Origin of the sequence: Streptomyces sp. NPDC089919 (assembly GCF_040684615.1) — a bacterium.
Taxonomy (GTDB): Bacteria; Actinomycetota; Actinomycetes; order Streptomycetales; family Streptomycetaceae; genus Streptomyces.
On record NZ_JBFBGK010000012.1, the window covers coordinates 1 to 24,164 of the forward strand.

25 protein-coding genes are annotated in these 24,164 nt (G+C 73.6%); 7 read left to right on the plus strand and 18 right to left on the minus strand.

What is annotated here, in order from left to right:
• From AB0O40_RS07730 to AB0O40_RS07765, 8 genes are all read right to left on the minus strand, one after another.
• On the minus strand, positions 1-785 hold a 785-nt coding region (locus AB0O40_RS07730), incomplete at its 3' end, for an amidase family protein (RefSeq protein WP_365036745.1).
• Positions 786-788: 3 nt separating this feature from the next.
• Positions 789-1,085 carry an Asp-tRNA(Asn)/Glu-tRNA(Gln) amidotransferase subunit GatC gene (gatC, locus tag AB0O40_RS07735; RefSeq protein ID WP_365036747.1) on the minus strand — a complete coding sequence of 99 codons (297 nt, stop codon included), beginning with the start codon at positions 1,083-1,085 and terminating at the stop codon, positions 789-791.
• Between the two features lie 128 nt (positions 1,086-1,213).
• Positions 1,214-1,858 carry a nitroreductase gene (locus AB0O40_RS07740; protein ID WP_365036749.1) on the minus strand — a complete coding sequence of 215 codons (645 nt, stop codon included), beginning with the start codon at positions 1,856-1,858 and terminating at the stop codon, positions 1,214-1,216.
• Positions 1,849-2,949, minus strand: coding sequence for an aromatic ring-hydroxylating dioxygenase subunit alpha (locus tag AB0O40_RS07745; RefSeq protein WP_365036750.1), 1,101 nt, complete (start codon positions 2,947-2,949; stop codon positions 1,849-1,851). Before AB0O40_RS07745 ends, AB0O40_RS07740 begins: the two co-directional genes overlap by 10 nt.
• Before the next feature lie 58 nt (positions 2,950-3,007).
• The gene (locus tag AB0O40_RS07750) at positions 3,008-3,565 is read right to left on the minus strand and encodes a nucleoside deaminase (RefSeq protein WP_365036752.1); all 558 of its coding nucleotides are present in this window, start codon (positions 3,563-3,565) and stop codon (positions 3,008-3,010) included.
• Positions 3,566-3,680: 115 nt separating this feature from the next.
• A complete protein-coding gene (locus AB0O40_RS07755) occupies positions 3,681-4,730 on the minus strand; it encodes a ParB N-terminal domain-containing protein (protein ID WP_365036754.1) in 1,050 nt (349 codons plus the stop codon).
• Positions 4,731-4,952: 222 nt separating this feature from the next.
• The gene (locus AB0O40_RS07760) at positions 4,953-5,126 is read right to left on the minus strand and encodes a hypothetical protein (RefSeq protein ID WP_365036756.1); all 174 of its coding nucleotides are present in this window, start codon (positions 5,124-5,126) and stop codon (positions 4,953-4,955) included.
• A gap of 221 nt (positions 5,127-5,347) precedes the next feature.
• Entirely contained in the window at positions 5,348-5,656 is a 309-nt protein-coding gene (locus AB0O40_RS07765) for a hypothetical protein (protein WP_365036758.1), read from the minus strand.
• Between the two features lie 331 nt (positions 5,657-5,987).
• Between AB0O40_RS07765 and AB0O40_RS07770 the strand changes: the two genes are divergently transcribed.
• Together AB0O40_RS07770 and AB0O40_RS07775 are read left to right on the plus strand one after the other, a co-directional pair.
• On the plus strand, positions 5,988-6,926 hold the full coding sequence (locus AB0O40_RS07770) for a helix-turn-helix transcriptional regulator (RefSeq protein ID WP_365036760.1): 939 nt from the start codon (positions 5,988-5,990) through the stop codon (positions 6,924-6,926).
• Positions 6,927-7,333: 407 nt separating this feature from the next.
• The gene (locus AB0O40_RS07775) at positions 7,334-9,229 is read left to right on the plus strand and encodes a S9 family peptidase (protein ID WP_365036762.1); all 1,896 of its coding nucleotides are present in this window, start codon (positions 7,334-7,336) and stop codon (positions 9,227-9,229) included.
• Here the strand turns inward: AB0O40_RS07775 and AB0O40_RS07780 are convergent.
• The 5 genes from AB0O40_RS07780 to AB0O40_RS07800 all read right to left on the minus strand — a co-directional run bounded on the left by AB0O40_RS07780 (position 9,226) and on the right by AB0O40_RS07800 (position 13,385).
• Positions 9,226-9,591, minus strand: a complete 366-nt coding sequence (locus tag AB0O40_RS07780) for a hypothetical protein (RefSeq protein WP_365036764.1) — start codon at positions 9,589-9,591, stop codon at positions 9,226-9,228. The genes AB0O40_RS07775 and AB0O40_RS07780 overlap by 4 nt on opposite strands.
• A gap of 86 nt (positions 9,592-9,677) precedes the next feature.
• Positions 9,678-11,105, minus strand: coding sequence for a DUF234 domain-containing protein (locus tag AB0O40_RS07785; protein WP_365036765.1), 1,428 nt, complete (start codon positions 11,103-11,105; stop codon positions 9,678-9,680).
• A 50-nt stretch (positions 11,106-11,155) separates the two neighbouring features.
• Positions 11,156-11,602, minus strand: coding sequence for a GNAT family N-acetyltransferase (locus tag AB0O40_RS07790; protein ID WP_365036767.1), 447 nt, complete (start codon positions 11,600-11,602; stop codon positions 11,156-11,158).
• 106 nt (positions 11,603-11,708) lie between these two features.
• Complete coding sequence (locus tag AB0O40_RS07795; protein ID WP_365036937.1) at positions 11,709-12,500, minus strand: metalloregulator ArsR/SmtB family transcription factor; 792 nt, start codon at positions 12,498-12,500, stop codon at positions 11,709-11,711.
• A gap of 99 nt (positions 12,501-12,599) precedes the next feature.
• Positions 12,600-13,385: an SDR family oxidoreductase gene (locus tag AB0O40_RS07800; protein WP_365036769.1), complete on the minus strand. Its 786-nt coding sequence runs from the start codon at positions 13,383-13,385 to the stop codon at positions 12,600-12,602.
• A 176-nt stretch (positions 13,386-13,561) separates the two neighbouring features.
• On the opposite strand from AB0O40_RS07800, the gene AB0O40_RS07805 reads away from it, so the two are divergent.
• The 4 genes from AB0O40_RS07805 to AB0O40_RS07820 all read left to right on the plus strand — a co-directional run bounded on the left by AB0O40_RS07805 (position 13,562) and on the right by AB0O40_RS07820 (position 17,972).
• On the plus strand, positions 13,562-14,557 hold the full coding sequence (locus AB0O40_RS07805; RefSeq protein WP_365036770.1) for a DsbA family protein: 996 nt from the start codon (positions 13,562-13,564) through the stop codon (positions 14,555-14,557).
• 140 nt (positions 14,558-14,697) lie between these two features.
• The gene (locus AB0O40_RS07810) at positions 14,698-15,366 is read left to right on the plus strand and encodes a TetR/AcrR family transcriptional regulator (protein WP_365036772.1); all 669 of its coding nucleotides are present in this window, start codon (positions 14,698-14,700) and stop codon (positions 15,364-15,366) included.
• A 298-nt stretch (positions 15,367-15,664) separates the two neighbouring features.
• Positions 15,665-17,170 (plus strand): M4 family metallopeptidase, encoded by a 1,506-nt coding sequence (locus AB0O40_RS07815; RefSeq protein ID WP_365036939.1) that lies wholly within the window; start codon positions 15,665-15,667, stop codon positions 17,168-17,170.
• Positions 17,171-17,240: 70 nt separating this feature from the next.
• On the plus strand, positions 17,241-17,972 hold the full coding sequence (locus AB0O40_RS07820) for a Clp protease N-terminal domain-containing protein (protein WP_365036774.1): 732 nt from the start codon (positions 17,241-17,243) through the stop codon (positions 17,970-17,972).
• Here the strand turns inward: AB0O40_RS07820 and AB0O40_RS07825 are convergent.
• The 4 genes from AB0O40_RS07825 to AB0O40_RS07840 all read right to left on the minus strand — a co-directional run bounded on the left by AB0O40_RS07825 (position 17,952) and on the right by AB0O40_RS07840 (position 22,298).
• The gene (locus AB0O40_RS07825) at positions 17,952-18,908 is read right to left on the minus strand and encodes an AraC family transcriptional regulator (RefSeq protein WP_365036776.1); all 957 of its coding nucleotides are present in this window, start codon (positions 18,906-18,908) and stop codon (positions 17,952-17,954) included. The genes AB0O40_RS07820 and AB0O40_RS07825 overlap by 21 nt on opposite strands.
• Positions 18,909-18,979: 71 nt before the next feature.
• The gene (locus tag AB0O40_RS07830) at positions 18,980-19,822 is read right to left on the minus strand and encodes an NmrA family transcriptional regulator (protein ID WP_365036778.1); all 843 of its coding nucleotides are present in this window, start codon (positions 19,820-19,822) and stop codon (positions 18,980-18,982) included.
• A gap of 83 nt (positions 19,823-19,905) precedes the next feature.
• Positions 19,906-21,354 (minus strand): ATP-binding protein, encoded by a 1,449-nt coding sequence (locus AB0O40_RS07835; RefSeq protein WP_365036779.1) that lies wholly within the window; start codon positions 21,352-21,354, stop codon positions 19,906-19,908.
• A gap of 80 nt (positions 21,355-21,434) precedes the next feature.
• Positions 21,435-22,298: a sigma-70 family RNA polymerase sigma factor gene (locus AB0O40_RS07840; RefSeq protein WP_365036781.1), complete on the minus strand. Its 864-nt coding sequence runs from the start codon at positions 22,296-22,298 to the stop codon at positions 21,435-21,437.
• 199 nt (positions 22,299-22,497) lie between these two features.
• On the opposite strand from AB0O40_RS07840, the gene AB0O40_RS07845 reads away from it, so the two are divergent.
• Positions 22,498-23,103, plus strand: coding sequence for a cupin domain-containing protein (locus tag AB0O40_RS07845; protein WP_365036783.1), 606 nt, complete (start codon positions 22,498-22,500; stop codon positions 23,101-23,103).
• 274 nt (positions 23,104-23,377) lie between these two features.
• Here AB0O40_RS07845 and AB0O40_RS07850 read toward each other — a convergent pair whose 3' ends face one another.
• Positions 23,378-24,148 (minus strand): SDR family oxidoreductase, encoded by a 771-nt coding sequence (locus AB0O40_RS07850; protein WP_365036785.1) that lies wholly within the window; start codon positions 24,146-24,148, stop codon positions 23,378-23,380.
• Between the last annotated feature and the right edge of the window lie 16 nt (positions 24,149-24,164).

The window sequence follows — 24,164 nt, forward strand, 5'->3', positions numbered from 1 at the left end:
CGCATGCCGGCCACCGAGCCGTTGCGGGCCGCCTCGACCACCGGCGGCACCGGCGCGTCGATGGAGGTGGAGTCCAGCGGGTCGTGACCGGCGATCACCTCGTGCAGCAGCGCGGTGTCCAGCACCGTGCGCGCGCAGGGGCCGCCCTGGTCCAGCGAGGAGGAGTACGCGATCAGGCCGTAGCGGGAGACCGCGCCGTAGGTCGGCTTCACCCCGACCGTGCAGGTCAGCGCCGCCGGCTGGCGGATGGAGCCGCCGGTGTCGGTACCGATGGCCAGCGGGGCCTGGTACGCCGCCAGGGCCGCGGCCGAGCCGCCGCCGGAGCCGCCGGGCACCCGCGTCAGGTCCCACGGGTTGCCGGTCGGGCCGTAGGCGCTGTTCTCCGTGGAGGACCCCATGGCGAACTCGTCCATGTTGGTCTTGCCGAGGATGACGACGTCGGCTTCCTTCAGCTTGCGCGTCAAGGTGGCGTCGTACGGCGGGATCCAGCCCTCCAGGACCTTGGAGCCCGCGGTGGTCGGCACCCCGACGGTGGTGAAGGCGTCCTTCAGGGCGAGCGGGACGCCGGCCAGCGGGCCCAGCTCCTCGCCCCGGGCGCGCTTGGCGTCCACCGCCCGCGCCTGGGCCAGCGCGCCCTCGCGGTCCACGTGCAGGAAGGCGTGCACCTTCTCGTCCACGGCCTCGATGCGCGCCAGGTGGGCCTCGGTGACCTCGACGGCCGTCAGCTCGCCCGCGGCGATCCTCGCCGCGGTCTCGGCCGCGGTCAGCTTGATGATCTCCGTCATCGCCTACTCCTCCCCCAGGATCTGCGGCACCTTGAAACGCTGCTGCTCCTGGGCGGGAGCGCCGGACAGCGCCTGCTCCGGCCGGAGCGAGGCGCGGACCTCGTCCGCCCGCACGACGTTCGTCAGGGGCAGCGGGTGGGAGGTCGGCGGCACGTCCCGGTCGGCGACCTCGGCGACGCGGGCCACCGCCTCGACGATGGCGTTCAGCTGACCGGTGAAGTGCCCCACCTCCCGCTCGCTGAGTTCCAGCCGGGACAACCGGGCGAGATGGGTGACTTCGTCACGGGTGATGCCGGGCATCGGGCGCCTTTCACATGGGTACGAGCTGCCAACCCCCGCCGACTCTCCTGCGTCGCGGCCGAGTTGGTAGGCCACCGTACCGCCCGCCGCGGTCCCCGGCGGCCCCGGCGGGGACCGGGGGTACGAGGTCAGCGGGCGTGCGCGGGGGCGGCGGGGGTCAGGACGGAGAGCCGGGCGGCGATGTCGGGCAGGGTCCGGCGCGCCGGCGGGCGGGCCGCGGGGGTGCCGACGGCCAGGCCCCCGAGCAGCCGCTCCCCGGCCGCCAGGCCCAGCGCGGCGGCGGGGCCGGCGGCCGCCGCGGGGCGGGCGAGGTGCCAGGTGCTGCCGTACCCGCGGCCGTGCAGCAGCAGGATCAGCGCGTGCACCATCCCGCTGGTGGCGGACAGGTGTTCCCATGCGGTGAGCGGGCCGCCGGGGCGCGGGGCGTGCACCAGGGCGGCGAGCAGCGGTGCGTCGCCGGGGCCGGGGGCGACCTCCCCGACGCCCCCGGCCCGGCCGTCCGTACCCGGCACCGCCGGGTGGTCCGTACCCGCTCCGGCCGGGTGGTCCGTACCCGCTCCCGCCGTGCCCGCGCCGGTCAGCCGGCCGGCCAGCAGGGACCGGTCCGCGCCGCGCAGCAGGATCCACCGCCAGGGGTCGGGCCGGCCGGGCCCCGTCAGGTCGGGGAAGGCCGCCGCGCCGCGCAGCAGGTAGCCGAACTCCGCCTCGCCGGGCGCCGGCTCGCACAGCACCTGCTCGCTGCGGCGGGTCAGGATCGCCGTCATCACGTCCATGCCAGGTCCCCTTCTCGCGCCCCTTCGCAGGCGGGCGCCGGTCCGGTCGCGGGGTAGTGGTGGTCGGCCAGGGCCTTGCGGTACTCGACGGCCACCCGGTCGAACTTGAGGTGCAGCTCGTCGGCGAGGTCCATCGGCAGCTGCTCGGGCCGCTGGCTCTCCACCACGAGCCGGTCCTGCTCGGCCAGCAGCTCCTGGAAGTCGGTGTAGCGCCGGTCGTCGCCGTCGAGGTCGAAGTCCCTGGACTGGTAGCAGTAGCCGGTGGAGGTGTGGGCGTCGACGGGCTGGGCGGCGAAGAACAGGACCCGGCTGCGGCCGGTGTCGGGGTAGTGGCTGCGCAGGTGGATGGCGTGCGGGAGGGACAGCACGTACGTGTTGGTCATGGCGCCGCCGCCGTCCTCCCCGGTGTCGTTGACGCCGTCCGCGGAGGGCACGTCCATCGAGAGCGCGTAGTGCAGTTCGTGACCCCGCCGGCGGACGGTGTGCTCGGGTACGACCAGGTCGTCGCGGGAGCCCAGCAGGCCGTCGTGCAGCCAGCCGAGGTGCCCGAAGTCGGTGAAGTTCTCCACCATCCGGGCCGCGCTGGAGCGCCAGGTGTACGGCGGGCAGGGGGCGTGCCGGAAGCCGGGCCGGTCCCACTCGGGGAAGTCGGGGATCGGCGCCCGGGGCCGCTCGGCCAGGCAGACCCAGACGAGCCCGTACCGCTCCTCGCAGGCGAAGGCGGGGACGGCGGCGCCGGCCGGCACCGGGCGGTCCCGGGGCAGCTGCGGGATGGCGGTGCAGTGGCCGTCCCCGCCGAACCGCCAGCCGTGGTACGGGCAGACGATCTGGCCGTCGTGCACCTCGCCCAGGGAGAGCGCGGTGCCGCGGTGCACGCACAGGTCGCGCAGGCAGCGGACGGTGCCGTCGGCGTCCCGCCACAGGACCAGGGGGCGGCCGAGCAGGACGGTCCGGTGCGGGCGGTCACCGACCTCGGCGGCCCAGCCGACCGGGTGCCACCACTCGGTCATCGGGTCGGCCGCGGCCAGGGTCCGCTCCTGCGCGGCGACACCGCGCAGCCGGGCCGGGGTCTCGGGTACGGGGCTGGTCATGAGGGGAACGTCCTTCTCACACGGGCTCGGCGGTCGGTACTCCGGGGACGGGGGCGGGTCAGTAGTCGATCCGGTCGGCGCAGGCCGACCAGGCCTCGAAGGGCAGTTGCGCCTTCTCGTGGGACATCCGGGCCACCGGCACCGTCCAGCTGGAGCGGGGGCGCTCCAGCAGCCGGTAGAACTCCAGGTCGTCGAAGCCGGCGTCGGCGGCGTCGTGCCGGTCGGCGGCGAAGAGCACCCGCTCCACCCGGGCCCACAGGACGGCGGTCAGGCACATCGGGCAGGGCTCGCAGGAGCTGATCAGCAGGGCGCCGTCGAGCCGGAAGTCGCGGAGGGTGCGGCAGGCGGCGCGGATGGCCATGATCTCGGCGTGGGCGGTCGGGTCGTGGGAGTCGGTGACGCGGTTGCCGCTGCGGCCGAGCACCAGGCCGTCGCGCACCACGACCGCGCCGAAGGGGCCGCCGCCGGCGGCGACGTTGGCGGCGGCGAGGTCCAGCGCCTGCTCCATCCAGGCCCGCTCCTGGGCGGTCTGGGGCTGCGGGGCGTCGGGGCGGGGCGCGGGCGGGACGGCGGTGATCGGGGAGGCGGCGAGCGGGGAGGCGTCGACGACGGTCATCTGGGGTCCTCGGTCCTTGGGGTACGGCGGGGGGCGGGGAGATCGGGGGGCGCTTCGGGCGGGCTTCGCGACGCGGGCCGGCGGACGGCTTCGGGGGGCGCGCGGCCGGCGGCGGTCAGACCGACCGGGTCTCCAGCAGCTCCGTCCCGGCCAGTTGCTCGGCCAGCCCGGCCCAGACGTCGGCGAAGCCGTGCACCAGCTCCGAGACCGGGCCCTTGCAGTGGTGCGGCACGGTGGAGGCGATGCGCTGGCGGTCCCGGGCGACCAGGGCGCAGACCTCCAGCATCCGCAGCAGGGCGCGGCCGCTGTCGTTGAAGCGCAGGGACGGGTCGCGGCGCAGGTTGTCGTAGAGGGCGAGCAGTTGGCCGGTGGACTTGGGGACGGTGTCCGCGGCGCGGGGCGCGGGGGCCGGGGCCCGGCGGTGCTCGGCCGGCGGTACGGCGGCCGGCCCGCGCTGCTGCGGCGGTACGACGTCCTCGCCCCGCTCGAGCCGGGCCCGTACGTCGGCCACGGTCGCCGGGGAGAGGCCGGCCTGCTGGCCGATCTGGCGCAGCGAGGCGGCGGGGTTGGCCCGGATCAGCTCGCCGGCCAGGGTGCGGGCCCGGGCGGAGTTGAGCGGCCGGGCCCGGCCGTCGCGGCCGAGCCGGGTGGGCGCCTGCCGGGCGGGGTCCAGGGTGCGGCGGCGGATGTGGCCGACCTTCTGCGGGGAGAGTCCGACGATGGCGGCGACGCCCCGGTCCGACCAGTGCGGGTGGGAGGCGAGGATGCGGGTGACGGCGGCGGTGCGGTCGGCCGAGGAGAGCGGCCGGCCCTGGGCGACGTTGACGGCCACCGCGAGGGGGAAGGACTCCGCCTCGGTGCCGTCGAAGAAGCGGACCTCGACGCAGTCGCGGCCCTGGAGGCGGGCCGCCCGCAGCCGGTGCACGCCGTCGAGGACCTGCATGGTGGCGCGGTGCACCAGGATGGGCGGCAGCACCGCCTCCGCCTCGGCCAGGGAGCGGGCGTAGGCGGGGTCCTCGCCCTCCACGCGGGGGGTCGAGGAGACCGTGAGGTCGTCGATCGGGACCCATTCGACGGGGAATTCCCGGAGGGCCTTGTCCCGCAGTGCGATCAGGTGGTCCGGATTCCCGGTGTCGGTCCCCTCCGCCTGCTCAAGATTTCTCATGCCGACTCCTCGATGAGGCAGAACCGAATACGACCGAGTTCGCCGTGGAATTCGGCGATCCTCAATTCATCGCGGCGCCCGGGAAATTCCTCCGCGGTCCGGCGGCGACGGCCGGAAGAATCGGAAGAATCGGGAGGACCGGGGAACGGGCCCGCGGACGGGGGCGCGGCGGGAGCCGGCGCAGCGGGCCGCGGCGTACGCCGCTCGGCCCTCGGGTGCAGGTCAGGGGCCCCAGGTCAGGTCGTCGGGGGCTTCGCCGGTGGTGCCGGAGGTGGTCACGGCGACGGCGGCCTCGACCTTGACGCTGGCGGCCGAGGTTCCCTCGGCTACGGCCACGGAGGTCAGCGGGCCCATGCACAGCACGGACAGGACGAGGAGGCGGCGAATTGCAGACAAGGGGACTTCCCTCCGTTAACGATCCAGGGCCGGCGGCCCGATGGGGCCGTGCGATCCTCTAGCCACTCTGTGTCGAATGTGGTCGCTTCGACGAGGGGAACTCTGCCGAAAGTCGACTGCCGCACGGAAGGGGTTCCGCCTGTCCTGAACGGGAAGTGTCACATTGTGGACAGGACCGATCAGGGGCCTGCCCCGCAGGTGGGGGCGCCGCCGGCGGCCGGCTACCGCTCGGCGGAGGGCTCGCGCAGGGCCCGCGGCGCGGCCGCCCGGCAGGCCAGCAGGACGAAGTCGCGCAGCTCCGGACTGGCCGACAGCGCACGCCTGCACACCGCCTCGGCGGCCCGCTCGGCCTCCTGCTGGCTGCCGCTGAGCAGGTAGAGCCCCAGGACCGGCTGCGGGAAGCCCTCCGGGTGCGCCGAGACGTACTCGACGCGCTCCTCGGGGCGCGCGTACCCCCGGACGATGGCGGCGGCCCCGCCGGGCAGGAACGCCCCGCTGCTCGCGGTCAGGTGCGCGTGGATGAGATACATACGCCCATCATTGGCCCGGTGGCGCGCCCTCCGCCGGTGACCGACCGGTCCGCTTTATGACACGGCAACAAGGGGACGCCGCGGCGGGCGGCCATTCGGCGGCCGGTGCCGGCCTCCGCACGGTTTCCGCGCCTTCTTCACCGGCGCTGCATTTCAGCCACCGGGAAGCTTTGCGAGCAAATGCCGTGAGACGACTGCCGGGTGGTGGACGACGGGGGCTAGGCTGCCGCCCACTGGCGGCCATTGTCGACTTCACACAAGCACCATGCAGGGGGCGCGCGTGTTGGTGAACCTGGGAATTGATTCCCTTTCAGAAAAGGTCTACCGCTCGATGCTGGCGAATCCCGATGAAGGGGTGCGGGAGCTGGCCGTGCGGCACGGCACGGGTGAGCAGGAGATCTGCCTGGCCCTGGACCGGCTCAGCGAGCTCTCCCTGATCCGGCCGACCGACAGTGCCGACATCGGCTACAGCCCGGTGGCCCCGCGGCTGGCGATGGAGCTGCTGCTGGCCCGGCAGCAGGCCCGGCTCGCGGAGGAGCAGTCCAGAGTGGAGGCCTCGAAGGCCGCCGCCGCGGAACTGATCGCCGAGTACGCGGCGGTGGGCAGCAAGGCCTCGGCCGCGGACCGGCTGACCGGGGTGGACGAGATACGCCGCCGCCTGGCGCAGCTGGGGCAGGCCGCGGAGTCCGAGGTCATGACCTTCGCGCCGGGCGGCGCCCACCGGGCCGAGGACCTGGCGGCCAGCCGCGGGCCCAACGAGGACCTGCTGAGCCGGCGGATCCGGATGCGCACGATCTACCTGGACAGCGTCCGCAACCACCAGCCGATGGTCGAGCACGTGACCTGGCTGCACGAGAAGGGCGGCGAGGTGCGGACCGTGCCGACGCTGCCGACCCGGCTGATCATCATCGACCGGAAGATGGCCATCCTGCCGGCGCAGCTCTCCGACGCGGCCTCCGGGGCCGACCTGGTGGAGAGCGAGGGGAACGTGGCCGCGCTGTGCGCGCTGTTCGAGGCCACCTGGGCGGCGGCCACGCCGTTCGGCCTGCGGCCCGCGCCGGACCCCTGCGGGCTGCCGCGGCAGGAGGCGGAGGTGCTGCAACTGCTGGCCAACGGCCTGACGGACGAGGCCATCGCCAAGAAGTTCGGCGTCTCCTCGCGGACGGTGCGGCGGGTCGCGGCCGAACTGATGGACCGCCTGGGCGCGCGCAGCCGCTTCGAGGCCGGCGTCCGAGCCGTCCAACAAGGCCTCCTCCCTCCCGAACGCTGACCCGCCCCGTCCCGGACGGCCTCCGACACCGCCCGGCCCACCGGCCGTTGAGCGTCCGACTCCCCAGTTGCGCGTTCAACCGAACCGTTTCCTGTTCAACAGCCGCCAAGAATCACTTGAACGACCACGGGTCCCTGCGAGGGCCCTTGACGCCTGGGCCCGGCCCGCCCATTGCGTCCCGCTGGGCGGGGGACCCGCATATCCAGCCCCGCTGGGGGCACCTCCCAGCGGTAGCTGGGGGAGATTGAGGCGCGGGGTCCGGGGCAGCGCCCCGAAGCCTGGGCCCGGCCCAAGGCACAGGCGCGGCGTACGCGGAGTCGGGTACGCGCGGTCGCGCGGAGCCGGCGGCGTTCAACCGACCGGGCGGCGGCGGGCGGCGAGGGCCCGGCGGGGCTAGCGTCGCAGGGGTGACCGAGCCCGAGCCGATCCCCCGCGCCGCTCTCTTCGGCAACCCCGAGCGGATCTCCCCCGCCCTCTCTCCCGACGGCACCCGCCTCGCCTGGATCGCCCCCCACCACGGCGTCCTCAACGTCTGGACCGCCACCCTCGGCACGGCGGACGCCCGCCCCGTCACCCACGACGAAGGCCGCGGCATCCGCACCTGCTTCTGGACCCCCGACGGCTCCCGCCTCGGCTACCTCCAGGACCGCGCCGGGGACGAGAACTGGCGGCTGTACGACATCGATCCGCTGACCGGCGACATCCGCGACCTCACCCCCTTCCCCGGCGTGCAGACGCAGCTGGTCGGCGTCGACCTGGACGTCCCGGACCGCATCCTGATCGGCCTGAACCTCGACGACCCCCGCGCCCACGACGTGTACGCCCTGCGCATCGCGGACGGCGGGCTGACCAAGGTGCTGCCCAACCCCGGCCTCGCCGCCCTGGTGGCCGACCGCCACCTGGAGGTGCGGGCCGCGATCGCCACCCGCCGCGACGGCGGCCGGACGGTGATGGTCCGGGACGCCGGCGGCCCCGACGCCCCCTGGCGCCCGCTGCTGGCGGTGGACCACGAGGACGGTCTGTCCACGGTGCCGCTGCGCTTCGATGTCACCGGCACCCGGCTGCTGCTGACCACCTCGGCCGGCGCCAACACCACCCGCCTGGTCTGGCTGGACCTGGCGGACGGCGCACTGGAGGTGGTCGCCGAGCACCCGTGCCACGACGTGGCCTCGGTCATCGGCGAGCGGGCCGCCCGCCGCCCCACCCTGGTCTCCTTCGCCGGGGAGCGCTCCCGCTGGCAGGTGCTGGACCCGGCCGCCGGGCCCGAACTCGACGCGCTGCGGCGGCTCGACGAGGGGGACCTGCGGCTGGTCTCCCGCGACCGCGCGGACCGCACCTGGCTGGTGGCGTACGACCACTCCGGCGGCCCGACCCGCTTCTACACGTACGACCGGGCCGCCCGCACCGGCACGTACCTCTTCTCGGACCGCCCCGCCCTGGAGGACGCCGGGCTCACCCGGATCGAGCCGTTCTCCTTCACCGCACGGGACGGCCTCACCCTCCACGGCTACCTCACCTTCCCCACCCGCACCGAGCGCCGGCACCTGCCGGCCGTGGTGAAGGTGCACGGCGGGCCCTGGACCCGGGACAGCTGGCGGCTGGACAGCGAGGCGCAGTGGCTGGCCGACCGCGGCTACCTCTGCATCCAGGTCAACTTCCGCGGCTCCACCGGCTACGGCAAGGACTTCGTCAACGCCGGCGACCGCGAGTGGGGTGGCCGGATGCACGACGACCTGATCGACGCCCTGGACTGGACGATCGCCCAGGGGTACACGGACCCGGCCCGGGTGGGGATCTACGGCGGTTCGTACGGCGGGTACGCGGCGCTGGTGGGGGCGGCCTTCACGCCGGACCGCTTCCGGTGCGCGGTGGACGTGGTCGGGCCCTCGAACCTGGCGACGCTGATCGAGGGGATCCCGGCGTACTGGGCCCCGGCGCTGGCGCAGATGCACAGCCGGGTCGGGCACCCGGAGACGGACGCGGAGTTCCTGTGGTCCCGCTCGCCGCTGTCACGGGTGGACGACATCCGGATCCCGCTGCTGATCGTGCACGGGGCGAACGACCCGCGGGTCAAGCAGTCGGAGAGCGAGCAGATCGTGGCCGCCCTGGCGGCCAAGGGCATCCCCCACGAGTACCTGCTCTTCCCGGACGAGGGCCACGGCATGGCCCGCCCCGAGAACCGGCTCCGCTTCTACGCGGCGGCCGAGCGCTTCCTCGCCACCCACCTGGGCGGCCGCTACGAGCCGGAGGCCGCGGCCGGCCCGCTCGCGTGGCCGGAGCCCGGCGCCCTGGTGCCGTTCTAGAGGAACCTGCTGCGCGGCGGCAGCGCCTCGGCCTCGTGGTGCATCCGGCGGGCGGCGCTGATGCGCAGGTGCGCCCGGTCCAGGCCGCGGTGGTGCTTGAGGCTGACCAGCCAGCCGCCGCCCTCCTCGAGGTAGGCGGTGCGCTGCGGCGCGGCCCCGGCCCGGTCGCCGTACGACATCCACTCGGGGACGTACGTCAGCGCCAACTCCTCGGCCAGCGCCCGCGCCTGCTCCGCGCCCCCGTCCACCACCTCGGACACCGACAGCGTCCACAGCTCCTGCACGTACCCCTCAGGCCCCCCGGCGACGACCGCCGACTCGGCCTTGGTCTCCTCGACGATGACATGCCACGTGATCTCCATGCGAGGAAGCTAAACGCCCCGCCCCCCACCACCAAGAGACTTGAGCTTTTCTTGCGCTTCCGCAGGTCAGGGCCCCTATCGGCCCCTCACCCCCGGCGCCAGGCGCCCACCAGGTCCTCGGGTCCGTACACCGCCTGGAGACCGAGGACGGAGCCGGTGGTTCCGTTGCGGGAGACCGCCACGAGCGGTACCGGTTCGTCGGTGATCGCGGCCCGGTGCTTCTGGAGCGCGGCCAGGTCGTGGGCGTCGAACGCGGAGTTCTCGAGCCACTTGACCGAACCGAGGAAGAGCAGCTTCTTCGCCACCGGCCCCCGGTCGGCGCCGACCAGGTCGATCTCGACGTCGTTGCTGCGGGTCCAGTAGCCGCCGATCGCCGGCGCGGCGGGCAGCAGCCCGTCCGGCAGGATCCGCGCGAGCGATTCCCGGATGAGCGGTTCGATCGCCCGACCCCGCCAGCTCGTCCACTGTTCCTTGATGCGGCTCAGGGTGATGTCCCCCCGCATCCGCTCGATCTCCGCCATGTGCGGATCCAGGAAGGCGAGCCAGAACCGCAGGTACGGATCGGCCACGCGGTAGCGGCGTTCCTTCGACGGCGTCAGCGAGAGCGGCAGCTCCGCCGCCACCACCCGCTTCTCGGTCAGGAGGTCGGCAGCCCGGGTCAGGGTGGTGTGGGAGATGCCGCCGGCCGCGCGCGCGATGTTGGTGAAGGTCCGCTCGCCGCTCCCGATGGCCCGCAGTACCTCCCGGCTCATGGCCTGCGGGGGGAACTCGGCTGCGAGCGAGCGCTCGGCGGAGACCAGCAGTGCCGAGATCGGGTTGTCGAGCGAGTCGCGCAGGAAGTCCCAGAGCCCGGCCCCGGGCCGCCATTCCGCGCAGATCAGCGGGAGGCCGCCGGTGACCAGGGTGGCGTCCAGGGCCGCGGCCGGCTCGAGCTCGAGCATCTCGCCGATGTCGGCCGGGGTCAGGGGCCCCACGACCATTTCCCGGCCCCGCTGGTGGAAGGGGCGGTCGTAGTCGTTCAGCGCCTCCATCATCGACAGGTCCGAGCCGACCAGGAGGAGGAGTACGGGTTTACGGCACAGCAGTCGGTCCCACGCCCGCTGGAGCATGCCCTCGAAGGCGTCGATGCGGTCCATCAGGTACGGGACCTCATCAATGACGACCACGCTCGGCCTGTCGTCGGGAAGGATCTCCGCGAGCAGCCTGAACGCGGCGTTCCACTGTGTCGGAGCCTCCTGCGAGAACAGCGTCCGCTCGGGCAGGGTGGAGCCGGCGACCGTGTCGGCCAGCTCCGCCAGCTCGTCCTCCGCTGTGCCACCCGCCGCGGTGAAGAACACGTGGGGCACCTCGGTGCGCCGGAGGAATTCCTCGACGAGGCTGGACTTGCCGACCCGCCGCCGTCCGCGCATGAGGATGCACTGTCCCGGCTTCGGCGAGCCGACGGCCTCGTGCACCGACCGCAACGCGTTGCCGAGCACGTCCAGCTCCAGGTCCCGCCCGATGAAACGCCGCACCAAGCCTCCCACAAAGAATAGTATCGCCAGCGATACTATCTCTGGCGATACTATTCTGCTCGAACATCCGGCACGAAGCGGTAGACCGTCGAGTCGCGGGTGCGGAAGCCGAGGCGTTCGTAGAGGCGGTTGGCGGCCTCGCGGTCGGGGCGGGAGGTCAGGTCCACGGTCCGGGCGCCGGCTTCCTGCGCCAGCCGCAGGGCCTCGCGGGTGAGCAGGCCGGCCACGCCCCGTCCGCGGGCGGCGGCGTCGACGACCACGTCCTCGATGCGGGCCCGGACACCGGAGGGCAGCGGCAGCAGCACCAGCGTCAGGGAGCCGACGATCCCCTCCGGCGTCCGGGCCACGAGCACCCGGGTTGCGTCGGACGTCACCAGCCGCTCCACGGCCGCGCGGTCGAGGGGGGCGGCCGTGGCGGACAGCTGTGGGAGCAGCAGCTCGAAGGCACGGACCAGCTCGGGGCTCGCCGAGCTGACGGTCTCTACGGTGATCTCCATGCCGCGAGCGTAGTCGGGGGGCCGGCCGCACGCCCGGGAGCGTTAACGCCGTTAACGGGTGCGCGACTTCATGGCGCGGGCGTTAACGGCGTTAACGGTCGCGGGGTCAGCCCCAGGAGGGGACCGGGATGGTGCGGCCGGTTTCGGCGTAGGTCTTGAGGTTGGCGAGGACGAAGTTCCAGCCGCCGGAGATCTGGCGGTGCTCCTGGTCGTCGCGCAGGTTGACGTGCGTCACGGTGAGCTGGACCGACTCGCCGTACGGCTTGAGCTCGAAGGTGACCCGGGACGGGCCGTTCGGACGGTCCTCGTCGGGGCCGGCCCAGGTGAGGACCAGGCGGCGGGGCGCCTCGCACTCGACCACCACGCCCACCACGTCGTCCGCGGACCCGTCGAGGCGTCGGTGCGCCCAGGACGAACCGGGCTGCCAGTCGGAGACGTTGTGGTGGTGCCAGTAGGCCGCGGTGGCCTCCGGGTCCATCAGGCACTGCCAGACCTTTTCCGGCGTCGCGGCGATGTAGGTGGTGTGGACGAACTCGGGGCGGGGCCCGGCGTTCGGGTCCGCGGCGGCGTCGGTGGTCGGGTCGGCGCTCATGAGGGATTCCGCTTTCTGCTTGAGGGTGTGCAGCGCACTCAGCCGGGGCCGGTCGAAGGCGCTGATCCACCGCTCCTGGATCTCGTGGAGCGGTACGGGGTTGAGGTAGTGGAGCTTCTCCCGGCCCCGGCGGACCGTGCTGACGAGGTTCGCGGCCTCCAGCACCCCGAGGTGCTGGGTCAACGACTGCCGGGCCATCTGCACGCTCTCGCACAGCTCGCCCAGCGTCTGCCCGTTCTGCTCGCGCAGCCGGTCCAGCACGAACCGCCTGGTCGGGTCGGCGAGGGCCTTGAAGACCCGGTCCATCTCGCTGGTCACATCTCCATCATGCAGGCAAATACCTGCATGTCAAACAAGAACACACCCCCAGGCCTCTGACCTGGGGGTTCGTCCGCCCGTAGGGGCCTAGAACAGGGACTGGCCGCCGTCGATGGTGAGGACCGAGCCGGTGACGTAGGGGTTGGACATGAGGAAGAGGGCGGCGGAGGCGGCTTCCTCGGCGGTGCCGTAGCGGCCCAGGGGCATGGCGCGGCCGGCCGCGGCGACCGCCTCGTCGTCGGGGAGCCGGCGCCGGAGCATCGGGGTGTCGACCGTGCCGGAGCGGACCGCGTTGACCCGGATACGGCGGGGCGCCAGCTCCACGGCGAGGGCCTTGGCCAGCCCCTCGGTGGCGGCGGCCGCGGCGATCACGGCCGCGCCGCCGGGCACCGGGCGGGCCACATAGATGCCGGAGAGGTACGTGATCGAGCCGCCGGGCGCGAGCCGCGGGGCGGCGGCCCGGGCCACCGCGTAACCGCCCCACAGCCGCCCTTCGACGCTGTCGGCGACCAGCTCGCGGCCGGCCTCGGCCAGCGGGGCGCGGGTGACGGTCCCGGCGGTGACCAGGACGTGCCCGACGGTGCCGAGCTCGTCCAGGACCTCGGCCAGCCGCTCCTCGTCGCGCACGTCCGCCGGGTAGGTCCGGACGTCCGTACCGCCGGCCGCGCACCGCTCGGCCAGCGACTCGGCGGCGGCCTTGAGCCGCGCCTCGTCCCGCCCCGCGAGCACCGGCCGGGCCCCGACCGACGCCAGCAGCCCGGCCGCGGCCAGCCCGATCCCGGAACTCCCGCCCACGATCAGCACGGTGACCCCGGCGAGTGAGCCGGGCAGCGGGACGGAAGAGGGGACGGGGGCGGCGGGCGCGCTGGTCATGCGGTGTCCTTCGTCGACGGGGCCGCACGGAGGTGACCGGCCGATCCGATGATCTCACCCGGCGGAGAACGACCGGCGGCCGCACGGGAGATGGCACCACGGGCCGCCGTCCCGGCCGCTGGCCGATTTTCGCATCAGCTGTTGCTTAGACGACAGCTGTCGCATAACTTCGCCGCATGATCCGAATCGAAGTGTGGGCGGACGTGGTCTGCGCCTGGGCGTACATCGGCAAGCGGCGGGTCGAGGCCGCGCTGCGCACCTGGCGGGGCGAGCCGGTCGAGGTGGTGTGGCGGCCGTTCCGGATCGACCCGATGGCGCCCGCGCAGGCAGCGCCGCTGGCCGAGGTGCTCCGGGACCCGCTGGTGGACGCCGCCCTCCAGCAGTGCGCGCCGGGACTGTCGGCCGCCGAGAACCGGGTCCGGGTGTCCGAGATCGCCGCGGCCGAGGGGCTCGGCCCGCGCTGGGGCGCCGCCTGGCGGGCGTCCAGCCAGGACGCGCACCGGCTGATCGCCCTCGCCCACGCGCAGGGCGGCGCGGCCCTCCAGGACGCGGTCGTCGAGGGCGTGCTGCGCGCCCACTTCACCGAAGGCCGCGACATCAGCCTGGCCGCCACCCTCGAGGAGGTCGCCGGGGCCGCCGGGTTCGCCGACGGCGGCCGGCTGCTACGCGGCGGCGGAGCCGAGCGGGAGGTCCGCGAACTGCTGCTGCGGGCCAAGGCGATCGGGGTCACCACCTCGCCGACGATCGTGGTCGGCACCGAGGCGCTGGCGGGGGCGCACGCCCCGGAGGTGATCGCCCGCTTCCTCGCGGACGCGGCCGCCGGCGGCCCCCGCCGCGAGCTGCCCGAGGAGGTCGAGCGGCTGCGGCTGGCCGAGGCGCTGCTGGACCGGAGCGACCCGCTGGGCTGCCTGACGCTGCTGGGCCCGCTGCTGACGGCCCATCCGCAGGACCGGTCCGTACGGCTGCTGGCCGCGCGGGCGTACTTCCGCTCGGCGCAGCTGGGCAACGCCCGCAGCACGCTGGAGTCGCTGGCCGCCGAGGTCCCTGACGACGCGTACGTCCGGCTGGTACTGGGCCGGGTCCTGGAGCGCCAGGGCCTGCCGGACGCCGCCGCCCCGCACCTGCGCATCGCGCGCGCCATGGAGCCGGCGTACGGGCGGCAGACCGGCTGACCGGGCCGACCGCCGACCGGCCGACCGGCCCCGGCCGACCGGCCCGAGGAACCGGCCGACCGGCCCGCCAGGGCCACGACTCCCGTCGCTTATCCGACACGCGTTGCTTTCACCGCACGGGGTGTGGAACCTTGACCCGCATGCCGACCAGCCCCACCAGCTCGACCAGCGCCGACACCTCCACGACCAGGGGTTCCTCGCGCGATCCCCGAGTCCGGCGGACCAGGGCGCTCCTGCGGACCGCCGTGCTGGAACTGGCGATGGAGAAGGACCTGGACGGCATCACGATGGGCGACATCGCCGAGCGGGCGCAGGTCAACCGGGCCACGGTCTACCTCCACTACAAGGACCGCGAGGACCTACTGCTTGACGCGACCGAGAGCACCATGGAGGGCGTGCTCGAGGCGGCCAGGGCCTGCCGGCTGACGGCGGACGCCCAGGAGCTCTCGCCGGACGCCACCCCCGTGCACCTGGTCAGGCTCTTCGACCACGTCCACCGGCACCGGGCCGTCTACCGCCGGATGCTCGGCGAGGACGGCAGCCCCCGGTTCGCCGCCCGGCTGGAGCGCCTGCTCGCCCAGGCCTGGTCGGAGCAGTTGCGCGCGGAGGCCGGCTCCGGACGGCCGGACGAGGGCGCCCTCCTGGTGCAGGCCCACTTCCTGAGCGGGGCGGTGCTCTCGGTCATCGGACGCTGGACCCGCGGCGACTTCGACACCAGCGCCGGGGACGGCCGGGACCGCGCGGACGGCATGAGCACCGAGCGGGTCGCCGGCCTCACCTGGTCGCTGATCGCCGGCCGGCCCCGGTAACCCGCATACCAGCAGCCCCCCACGCCCCGTCAAGTACCTGCCGTTCCCTGCCGGTTCAACTATCGGTCAACACCTACGGTCGCGAACCGGACGGATCCGGCATTCGGACAACGGAGTTCGACCTTCGGACAACAGCAGGTCAAATCCTTGTTGGATACCTGTCAAAAAGATCACTTCGCTGGCACGCTCGCAGCCAATCCCCCACGGCACCCGCGAAGGAGCAAGAGTGAACCCCACGTCCTCGTCTTCGTCCCGCACCCGTATCGCCCGCGTCGGCGCGCTGGCCGCCTCGGCCGCCATGGTCGTCGTCGGCCTGCAGAGCGGTTCCGCCACCGCCGCGCCCGAGCGCGAGGCCGGCGCCAGCGCGGTCGTCCAGAGCGGCCCGCAGCGCGCCGCCGCGATCGCCCAGGCGCAGGCCGGCGCGGCCGCGACCGCCAAGGCCATCGGCCTGGGCTCCGCCGAGGCCCTGGTCGCCCGGGACGTCATCCGTGACGGCGACGGCACCGTGCACACCCGCTACGAGCGCACCTACGCCGGACTCCCGGTCCTCGGCGGCGACCTGGTCGTGCACCAGAAGAAGGGCGCCGCGCCCACCACCACCCGGGCGAACAACGCGAAGATATCCCTGGCCACGACGGCCGCCCCCGCCTCCCTGGCCGCCCCCAAGGGCGCCCGCAAGGTCGTCTGGGCCGCCTCCGGCACCCCGGTCCTGGCCTGGGAGACCGTCGTCAAGGGCACCGACGCCGACGGCACCCCGAGCAAGGTGCACACCATCACCGACGCCCGCACGGGCAAGAAGCTGTACTCCTTCGACAGCGTCTTCGCCGGCACCGGCACCAGCCAGTACAGCGGCACGGTCAACCTCACCACCACGCTGAGCGGTTCGACGTACCAGCTCAACGACGGCGCGCGCGGCGGCCACAAGACGTACGACCTGAACGGCGGCACCTCCGGCAAGGGCACCCTCTTCACCGACGCCGACGACGCCTGGGGCAACGGCTCGGTCACCAACCGCCAGACGGCCGGTGTGGACGCCGCCTACGGCGCGGCCGTCACCTGGGACTTCTACAAGAACGAGCTGGGCCGCCTGGGCATCCGCGGCGACGGCGTCGCCGCCTACTCCCGCGTCCACTACGGCAACGCGTACGTCAACGCGTTCTGGGACGACAGCTGCTTCTGCATGACCTACGGCGACGGCGAGGGCAACGCCGACCCGCTGACCTCGCTGGACGTGGCCGGCCACGAGATGAGCCACGGCCTGACCGCCTCCACCGCGGGCCTGAACTACAGCAAGGAGTCGGGCGGCCTGAACGAGGCCACCTCCGACATCCTCGGCACCTCCGTCGAGTTCTTCGCCAACAACCCCTCGGACCCCGGCGACTACCTCATCGGCGAGAAGATCGACATCAACGGTGACGGCACCCCGCTGCGCTACATGGACAAGCCCAGCAAGGACGGCGGCTCCGCCGACTACTGGTCGACCAAGGTCGCCCGCCTCGACGTGCACTACTCCTCGGGCCCGGCCAACCACTTCTTCTTCCTGCTCTCCGAGGGCAGCGGCGCCCGGACCGTCAACGGCGTCAGCTACAACTCGCCGACCTACGACGGCTCGACCCTCACCGGCATCGGCCGGGTCAAGGCGTACAAGATCTGGTACAAGGCGCTCTCCACCTACATGACCTCCACCACCAACTACGCCGGTGCGCGCACCGCGACCCTGTCGGCGGCGAAGGACCTGTACGGCGCCACCAGCACCGAGTACAAGGCGGTGGCCGCGGCCTGGAAGGCCGTCAACGTCAAGTAAGTACATTGGCGCAGGAGTTCGATGTCAACCCTAGGTTGACACCCGTCGGGTGTCAACCTAGGGTTGCGCCATGACGAAGCCCCTCGTGCAGCCCGTCCGCCTGGACGACCTCATCGACGCCATCAAGAACGTCCACGACGACGCCCTGGAGCAGTTGTCCGGGGCGGTGATCGCCGCCGACCACCTCGGCGAGCTGGCCGACCACCTCATCGGCCACTTCGTGGACCAGGCCCGGCGCTCCGGCGCCTCCTGGACCGACATCGGCAAGAGCATGGGCGTGACCCGGCAGGCCGCGCAGAAGCGGTTCGTGCCCAAGGAGGACGTGGACGTCGAGGCGGACCAGAACTTCGGCCGCTTCACCCCCGCCGCCCGCAAGGCCGTGGTGGCCGCGCAGACCGAGGCGCAGGACGCCGGCAACACCGAGATCTCGCCCGCGCACCTGGCCCTGGGCCTGCTCTCCGCGCCCGCGGACGCCGGCGCGGCCGCGGTCCTGGCGCAGGGCGTGTCCCTGGAGTCCGTACGCACGGCCCTGACGGCTGCCCTGCCGGCCGCGGCGGCCGAGGTGCCCGGGCTGGTGCCCTTCGACGCCGGGGCCAAGAAGGTCCTGGAGCTGACCTTCCGCGAGGCGCTGCGGCTGGGGCACCAGCAGGTGGGCACCGGTCACGTCCTGCTGGCGCTGCTGGAGTTCGAGGACGGCGCGGGCACCCTGACGGGGCTGGGCCTGGACAAGGCGCGCACCGACGCGGAGGTCGCCGCCCGGGCGGCGGCCGAGGCCGCCGCCTCAGAGCCCGCCGCCTCCTGAGCCGCGGGTGCGGTACTCCTGCGGGCTCATGCCCCGGACCCGCTTGAAGGCCGCGCTGAGCGCGAAGGCCGTGCCGTAGCCGACCCGGCGGGCCGCCTCGGCGACCGTGGTCTGCGGTTCGCGCAGCAGGTCGGCGGCGAGGGTGAGCCGCCAGTCCGTCAGGTACGTCATCGGCGGCTCGCCCATCACCTCGCTGAAGCGGCGGGCCAGCGCCGAGCGGGACACCCCGGTCTTCGTCGCGAGCGAGGCCACCGTCCAGGCGTACGCCGGGTCGGCGTGCAGCAGCCGCAGCGCGGGCCCCACCACCGGGTCCGCGTACGCCCGGTACCAGCCGGGCGCGGACCCGGCGGGATCGGCGAGCCAGCCCCGCAGCAGGCCGATCAGCAGGAGGTCCAACAGCCGGTCCAGGACCAGCTCCTGGCCCGGCAGGTCCTTCTCGGTCTCCTCGGCCAGCAGCCCCACCAGCGCCGCGTCGGCGCCCGCCGCCCGGCGCACCAGCAGCGGCGGCAGGGTGGCCAGCAGCCGGCGGCCGATCTCGCCGGGCTCCAGGTAGGTGCCGCTGAGCAGCACCGTGGCGTCCTCGCCCGGGTCCGCATCGCCCCAGGTGCGCACGCCCAGCAGCATCGACTCGCTGACGTCCGCGCCCTCGGGGGTGCTGCACCGCTGGTCGGGGCCGACGGTCACCTGCGGCCGCAGCCCCGGGGTGTCGGTGAGCGTGTACGGTACCGGGCCCCGGGCCACCGCCACGTCCCCGGGCACCAGCCGGACCGGCTCGCCCTCGTCGGGCACCACCCAGCCCTCACCGCGCACCAGCGTGAAGACCGAGATCGGCGCCCGGTCCTCGATGCGCACCGACCAGCGGGGCCCGAACACCGACTTGAGCAGGAACGCGCCGCGCGCCTTGGGCCCGTCCAGCAGGCCGGTCAGGGTGTCCACCGGCCCACTGTACGGCGGCTCCGTCCGGCCCGGCAGTGCCGCTGTGCAGGTCAGTGCCGGGCTCCGGCCGGTCAGTGCCGCCATGCGCCGGCCGCCGCGGCGTCGCGTGCGTAGTCGGCGAAGTCACGGGCCGGACGGCCCAGGATCTCCGGGAGGTCGTTGCCCAGGCGGGCGTTGCGGCCGTCGAGGACCAGGGCGAAGAGGTCGGCGAGCTCGACCGGCAGCTGCTGGGCGGCGAGTTCCGCCCGGTACGCGTCGTGGCTGACCCAGCGGAAGGCGACGGAGCGGCCGAGGGCCGAGGTCAGCTCCCGGGCCACGTCCTCGAAGCCCAGCAGACGCGGCCCGGTCAACTCGTACGTGCGGCCGGTGTGCCGGTCGTCGGTGAGCGCGGCGACGGCGGCCTCGGCGATGTCCCCGGCGTCCACGAAGGGTTCCAGGGCGCCCGCGAAGGGCAGCGCGAGCTCGCCGGCGAGCACCGGGCCGTGGAAGAAGCTCTCGTCGAAGTTCTGGTGGAACCAGGCGGCCCGCAGGACGGTCCAGTCGCCGCCGGCGGCCTTCACGGCCTCCTCGCCGGCCACCGCGCCCTCCTCGCCACGTCCGGAGAGCAGCACCAGGCGGCGGGCGCCGGTGGCGACGGCGGCCTTCGCGAAGGCGCCGACGGTCTCGGCGGCGCCGGGGAAGCCGAGGTCGGGGGCGTAGGCCAGGTAGACCGCGCCGACCCCGTCGAGGGCGGGCCCCCAGGTGCCGGGGTCCTCCCAGTCGAAGGGCCGCTCGGCCGCGGACCGGGACCCGATCCGGACCGGCAGGCCCCGGTCCTCGAGCAGCCGAGCGACGCGCCGCCCGGTCTTGCCGGTCCCGCCGGTGACGAGAATGGTGGAGAGCGGACCGTTGGTGGAGTGCGGTTGCTGTGTCATGCCTCCACTCAACCCCCGCCACCAGCCCTTTCCCATGGCCCAGACACCCACCCCCATACGCGATCGTCCAGGGGGCGGGGCGGTCAGGCGCGCCAGGCGGCCACGACGTCGGCGGGCCCCCACAGCAGGTCGAGTCCGGCCCGCTCGAGGCCGGGCTCGGCCCCGGAGAGGGAAACGGCCATCAGGCCGCAGGCCGCGGGGTCGAGACCGGGGATCTGGGGCGCACCCGTCTGGAGTGCGGTCAGGTCCCGCCGCTCGAACGGGGTCGCCAGCCACTTCACCGATCCCACGAAGAAGATCCTGCCCGCCACCGGCGCCCGGTCGGCACCCACGACGTCGATCTCCGGGCTGAACTGGCGGTTCCACCACCCGCCGACGGTCTCCGTGTCCGGCCAGGGGAACCGGCCCGCCGCCGCGGCCAGTTCCAGGGACTCCCGCACCAGCGGCTCCACCGCGCGGCCTCGCCAGGCCGTCCAACGGCGCTGCACCACGCGGAAGGCGGCGGCGGGCCGGCCGCGGCGGGTCTGCTCCTGGGCCGTGCGCAGCGCGGCGAGGTAGAAGCGGAGGTTGCTGTCCGCCACCCGGTGCAGGACCGGCTTACCGGGCTGGACCGACAGCGGGGCGTCCTGTGCCAGGACGCGCTTCTCCTCGGTCAGGCGGCGCAGCAGCGGTGACAGGACCCCGGACGGCAGGGCGCCGCTGACGCTGCCGGCGGCAGCGGCGATGTTGGCGTGGGTGCGTTCCCCGCTGCCCACCGCCTCCAGCACGCGGCGGGCCTGGTCAGGCGCCGGGAACTCGGCCAGCAGGGTGGTCTCGGGGACGCTGAAGAGCGGGGAGGCGGGGTCGGCGCACTCCGCCTCGACGAACTCCAGCGCGGGGGTGCCGTGCGGCCACGCGCGCAGGATGCCGGGCAGTCCGCCGGAGACCAGGTGCGCGTCGATGGCGTCGGCCGGACCCAGTCCCAGCGCCTCGCCCGCGTCCGCCACGTTCAGCGGGCCCAGCACCATGCTGTCCGCCCGGCCGTAGAAGGGCCGGTCGTAGGAGGTGAGCCGTTCCATCATGTGCAGGTCGCTGCCGAGCAGCAGGAGCAGCACGGGGCGGTGGGCCAGCAGCCGGTCCCAGGCCGTCTGGAGGGCGCCGTCGAAGACCGCGTCCTGCTCGGCGAGCCAGGGCAGCTCGTCGATCACCACCACGCAGGGCGTGTCGGGCAGCGCGGCCGCCAGCGCCCGCAGGGCGTCCGGCCAGTCGGCCACGGTCTCGGGCAGCACCTCTCGGTCCTTGGGCAGCGCGGAGGACCTCAGCTCGGAGTGGAAGTCGGCGACGCCGTCCACGGCGGAGGCGCCCTTGGTCGCCGTGAAAAAGAGGTACGGGACACCGGCCCGGTCGCAGAACTCCTGGACGAGTCGCGACTTGCCGACCTGCCGTCGTCCCCTGATCGCGACGGCGACCCCGTCGCCCGTCCGCGTGACGCGTTCCAGGCGTTTGGTCAGCACACCGAGCTCGATCGCCCGGCCGACGAAGGCTCCAGCCATCCGCGCTCCTAGGTAGAATCAATCTACGTAGATCTGATCTACGTAGATTGATTCTACCTTTCTGTCGTCCAGGGCGCGTCTCAGTCCAGGAGGGCCAGGTCCAGGCGGGAGAGGCGGGCGGGGTCGATGATGACCTCGATGTCGACGATCTTCTCGCCGGCGATCTCGAAGGCCATCACGCGGTAGTCCTCGCCGGCCTGGGCGGCGACCACGCCCGGGGAGCCGTTCACGAGGGCTGGCTGGGCGGCTCGGGCCGCTTGCGCGAAGGCCGCGGCACCTTTCGCGACCGCTTCGGCTCCACGGACCACGACCGGGGTTCCCTGATGTACGGGATCGGCGTCGCTGCGCGCCACGACGTCGGGGGCGAGAACGTCGACCAGTGCATGGAGATCGCCTCCTTTGGCTGCGGTGAGAAAGGCATCGACGACGCGTCGATGTCGGGCGATGTCCGGCGTCGGGGTGCCGCCTTGAACCCGGCGCCGGGCCCGCGCGGCCAGCTCGCGCACCGCGGCGGGGGTGCGGTCGAGCATGCCGGCGATCTCCTCGTACTCCACGGCGAACAGGTCGTGGAGGACGAAGGCGAGGCGTTCGGTGGGGTCCAGGGTCTCCAGGACGACGAAGAGGGCGATGCCGACGGAGTCCGCGAGCCGGCCCTGTTGGGCCGGGGTGGCGGGGGCGGCGGCCGGCGCGGGGGCCTCCCCCGGCGGCAGGTCCGCGCGGCGCTCGCGGCGGCGGCGCAGCTCCTCCAGGCAGACCCGGCCCACGACGGTGGTCAGCCAGCCGGCGGGGTCGCCGAGCTCCCCGTCCGCCGCGAAGAGCCGGCGCCGGGCCTCGGCCACGGCGGCGTCGGCCTCGCGCCGCGAGCCGAGCATCCGGGTGGCCACGTCGAGCAAGTGGCCGCGCAGCTCCTCGAAACGCCGGGCGAGAAACTCGTGCTCTTCCATGGGCCATCCTCCGGTCGTGTCCGTCGTCTCTTTGACGAGGCCGGGCCCCCTGATGTGACCGGGGCCGCATCCTCGCGCAGCGCCCATGTCACCCACCAGTGCCGCTCCGTTCAACCGGCACCCGTCCGCACTCGAACAGTGCGAGGTCTCGGTTAGATCGTCTGACGCGTAGATGTCCAAGCTGGAAAATGAGGCCTCCATGACCCACGTAGTCCACCCCGGGGACCGGCCCGAAGGCCGCCGCGGGTTCGAGATCGTGCTGTCGACGAACAAGACCAACGGCGCGGCTTCCCTGGTGGAGACGCGCCAGGGCCCGGCCTGGTCCGGTCCGCCGCTGCACACCCACGCGGAGTCGACGGAGACGTACTTCGTCGTCTCGGGCAAGCTGATCGTCGCGCTCGACGACGAGATCGTGGAGCTCGGCCCGAGCAGCATGGCGCACATCACCAGCGGTACCCGGCACACCTGGGCCACCCCGCCCGGCGAGGGCGCGCACTTCCTGACGCTGCACATGCCCGGCGGTTACGAGAACTACCACCCGACCGCGCTGCAGGCCGAGAAGGACAACGGCGGCCCGCTGACGCAGGAGGACCTGTTCAAGATCGCCGCCAAGTTCGACTGGCGGCCGGCCGGCGACAAGCCGCACCGCCTGACCCCGGACGGCCGCCTGGTGCTGGCCTCCGAGGCGGACGACGAGGCGCAGCGGCTGCGCGAGGAGTGGCTGAAGGCCAACGGCGGCGACGCGGCCGAGGTGCAGCGCATCCACGACGACGGCTTCTACGAGAAGGCCGACCAGGACGCCTGAGCGCCGCGCGCGGGGCCACGCGCGCAGCGGGGTGTCTTTCGCGCCCGGGTGCCCGGATCCGTACGAGGGATCCGGGCTCCCGGGCGTTGGTGCGTCCGGACGCGGACGGCACGCGCGGGCGGTGCGCCCGTACGCACCCGCCGGACCCGCCGGGTGCGTACGCCCGTACCCACCGGGCCCGTACGCCGGTACGCCCTTGTGCCCGTACCTCCCGGCCCCGGACATGCCGATGAGGGGGACGCGCCGCTGCGCGTCCCCCTCGTCGCGGTCGCCGTCAGGCGGCGTTGACGCGCTCGGCGAGGAAGGCCTCCCAGGTGCGGGTGCCCTGGTCGGCGCCCTTGAGCGTCAGGTTGACGCCCTCGCGGTAGGCCTTGCCGGCCTTGCCGGGGAAGCGGACCGGGAGGTAGATGCGCTTCTTGCCCTTGGCCTGGAGGTAGCTGGTGACCAGGTCCTTCATGCCGTAGAGCTTGGGGCCGGCCAGGTCGGGGACCATGCCCTTGGGCTCGCCCTGGGACAGCTCGAAGAGGCGCGAGGCCACCTCGCGGGTGTCGACGGGCTGGAAGCGGACGCCACCGGGGATCGGGATGACCGGCAGCTTCTCCATCTTGGTCACGACGTCGTCCCAGACGAGGTCGTGGAACTGGGCGGCGCGGACGGTGGTCCACGGGATGCCCGACTTGGCGATGATCTTCTCGGAGTCGTGTTTGGCGGCGAAGTAGCCGAGCGGCACCTTGTCGCAGCCGATCACCGAGATGTAGATGATGTGCTTGACGCCGGCCCGCTGCGCGGCGCGCACCAGGTTCTCGGTCGCGGTGTCGTCGCCCTTGGGGCCACCGGCGAGGTGGATGATCGTGTCGACGCCCTTGACCGCCGGGTCGATGCCCTTGCCCTCGATCAGGTCGGCGGCGAAGTACGTGACGCCGTCCTTGGGCTCCTTGGCGCTGCGGCTCAGCACGCGCACGGTCTCGCCGGCGCCGCGGAGCATCGGGACCAGGTGGTTGCCCAGCCGGCCGGTGCCACCGGTCACCAAGATCGTTGAGGTCATTGTGCCCTCGTCTCCT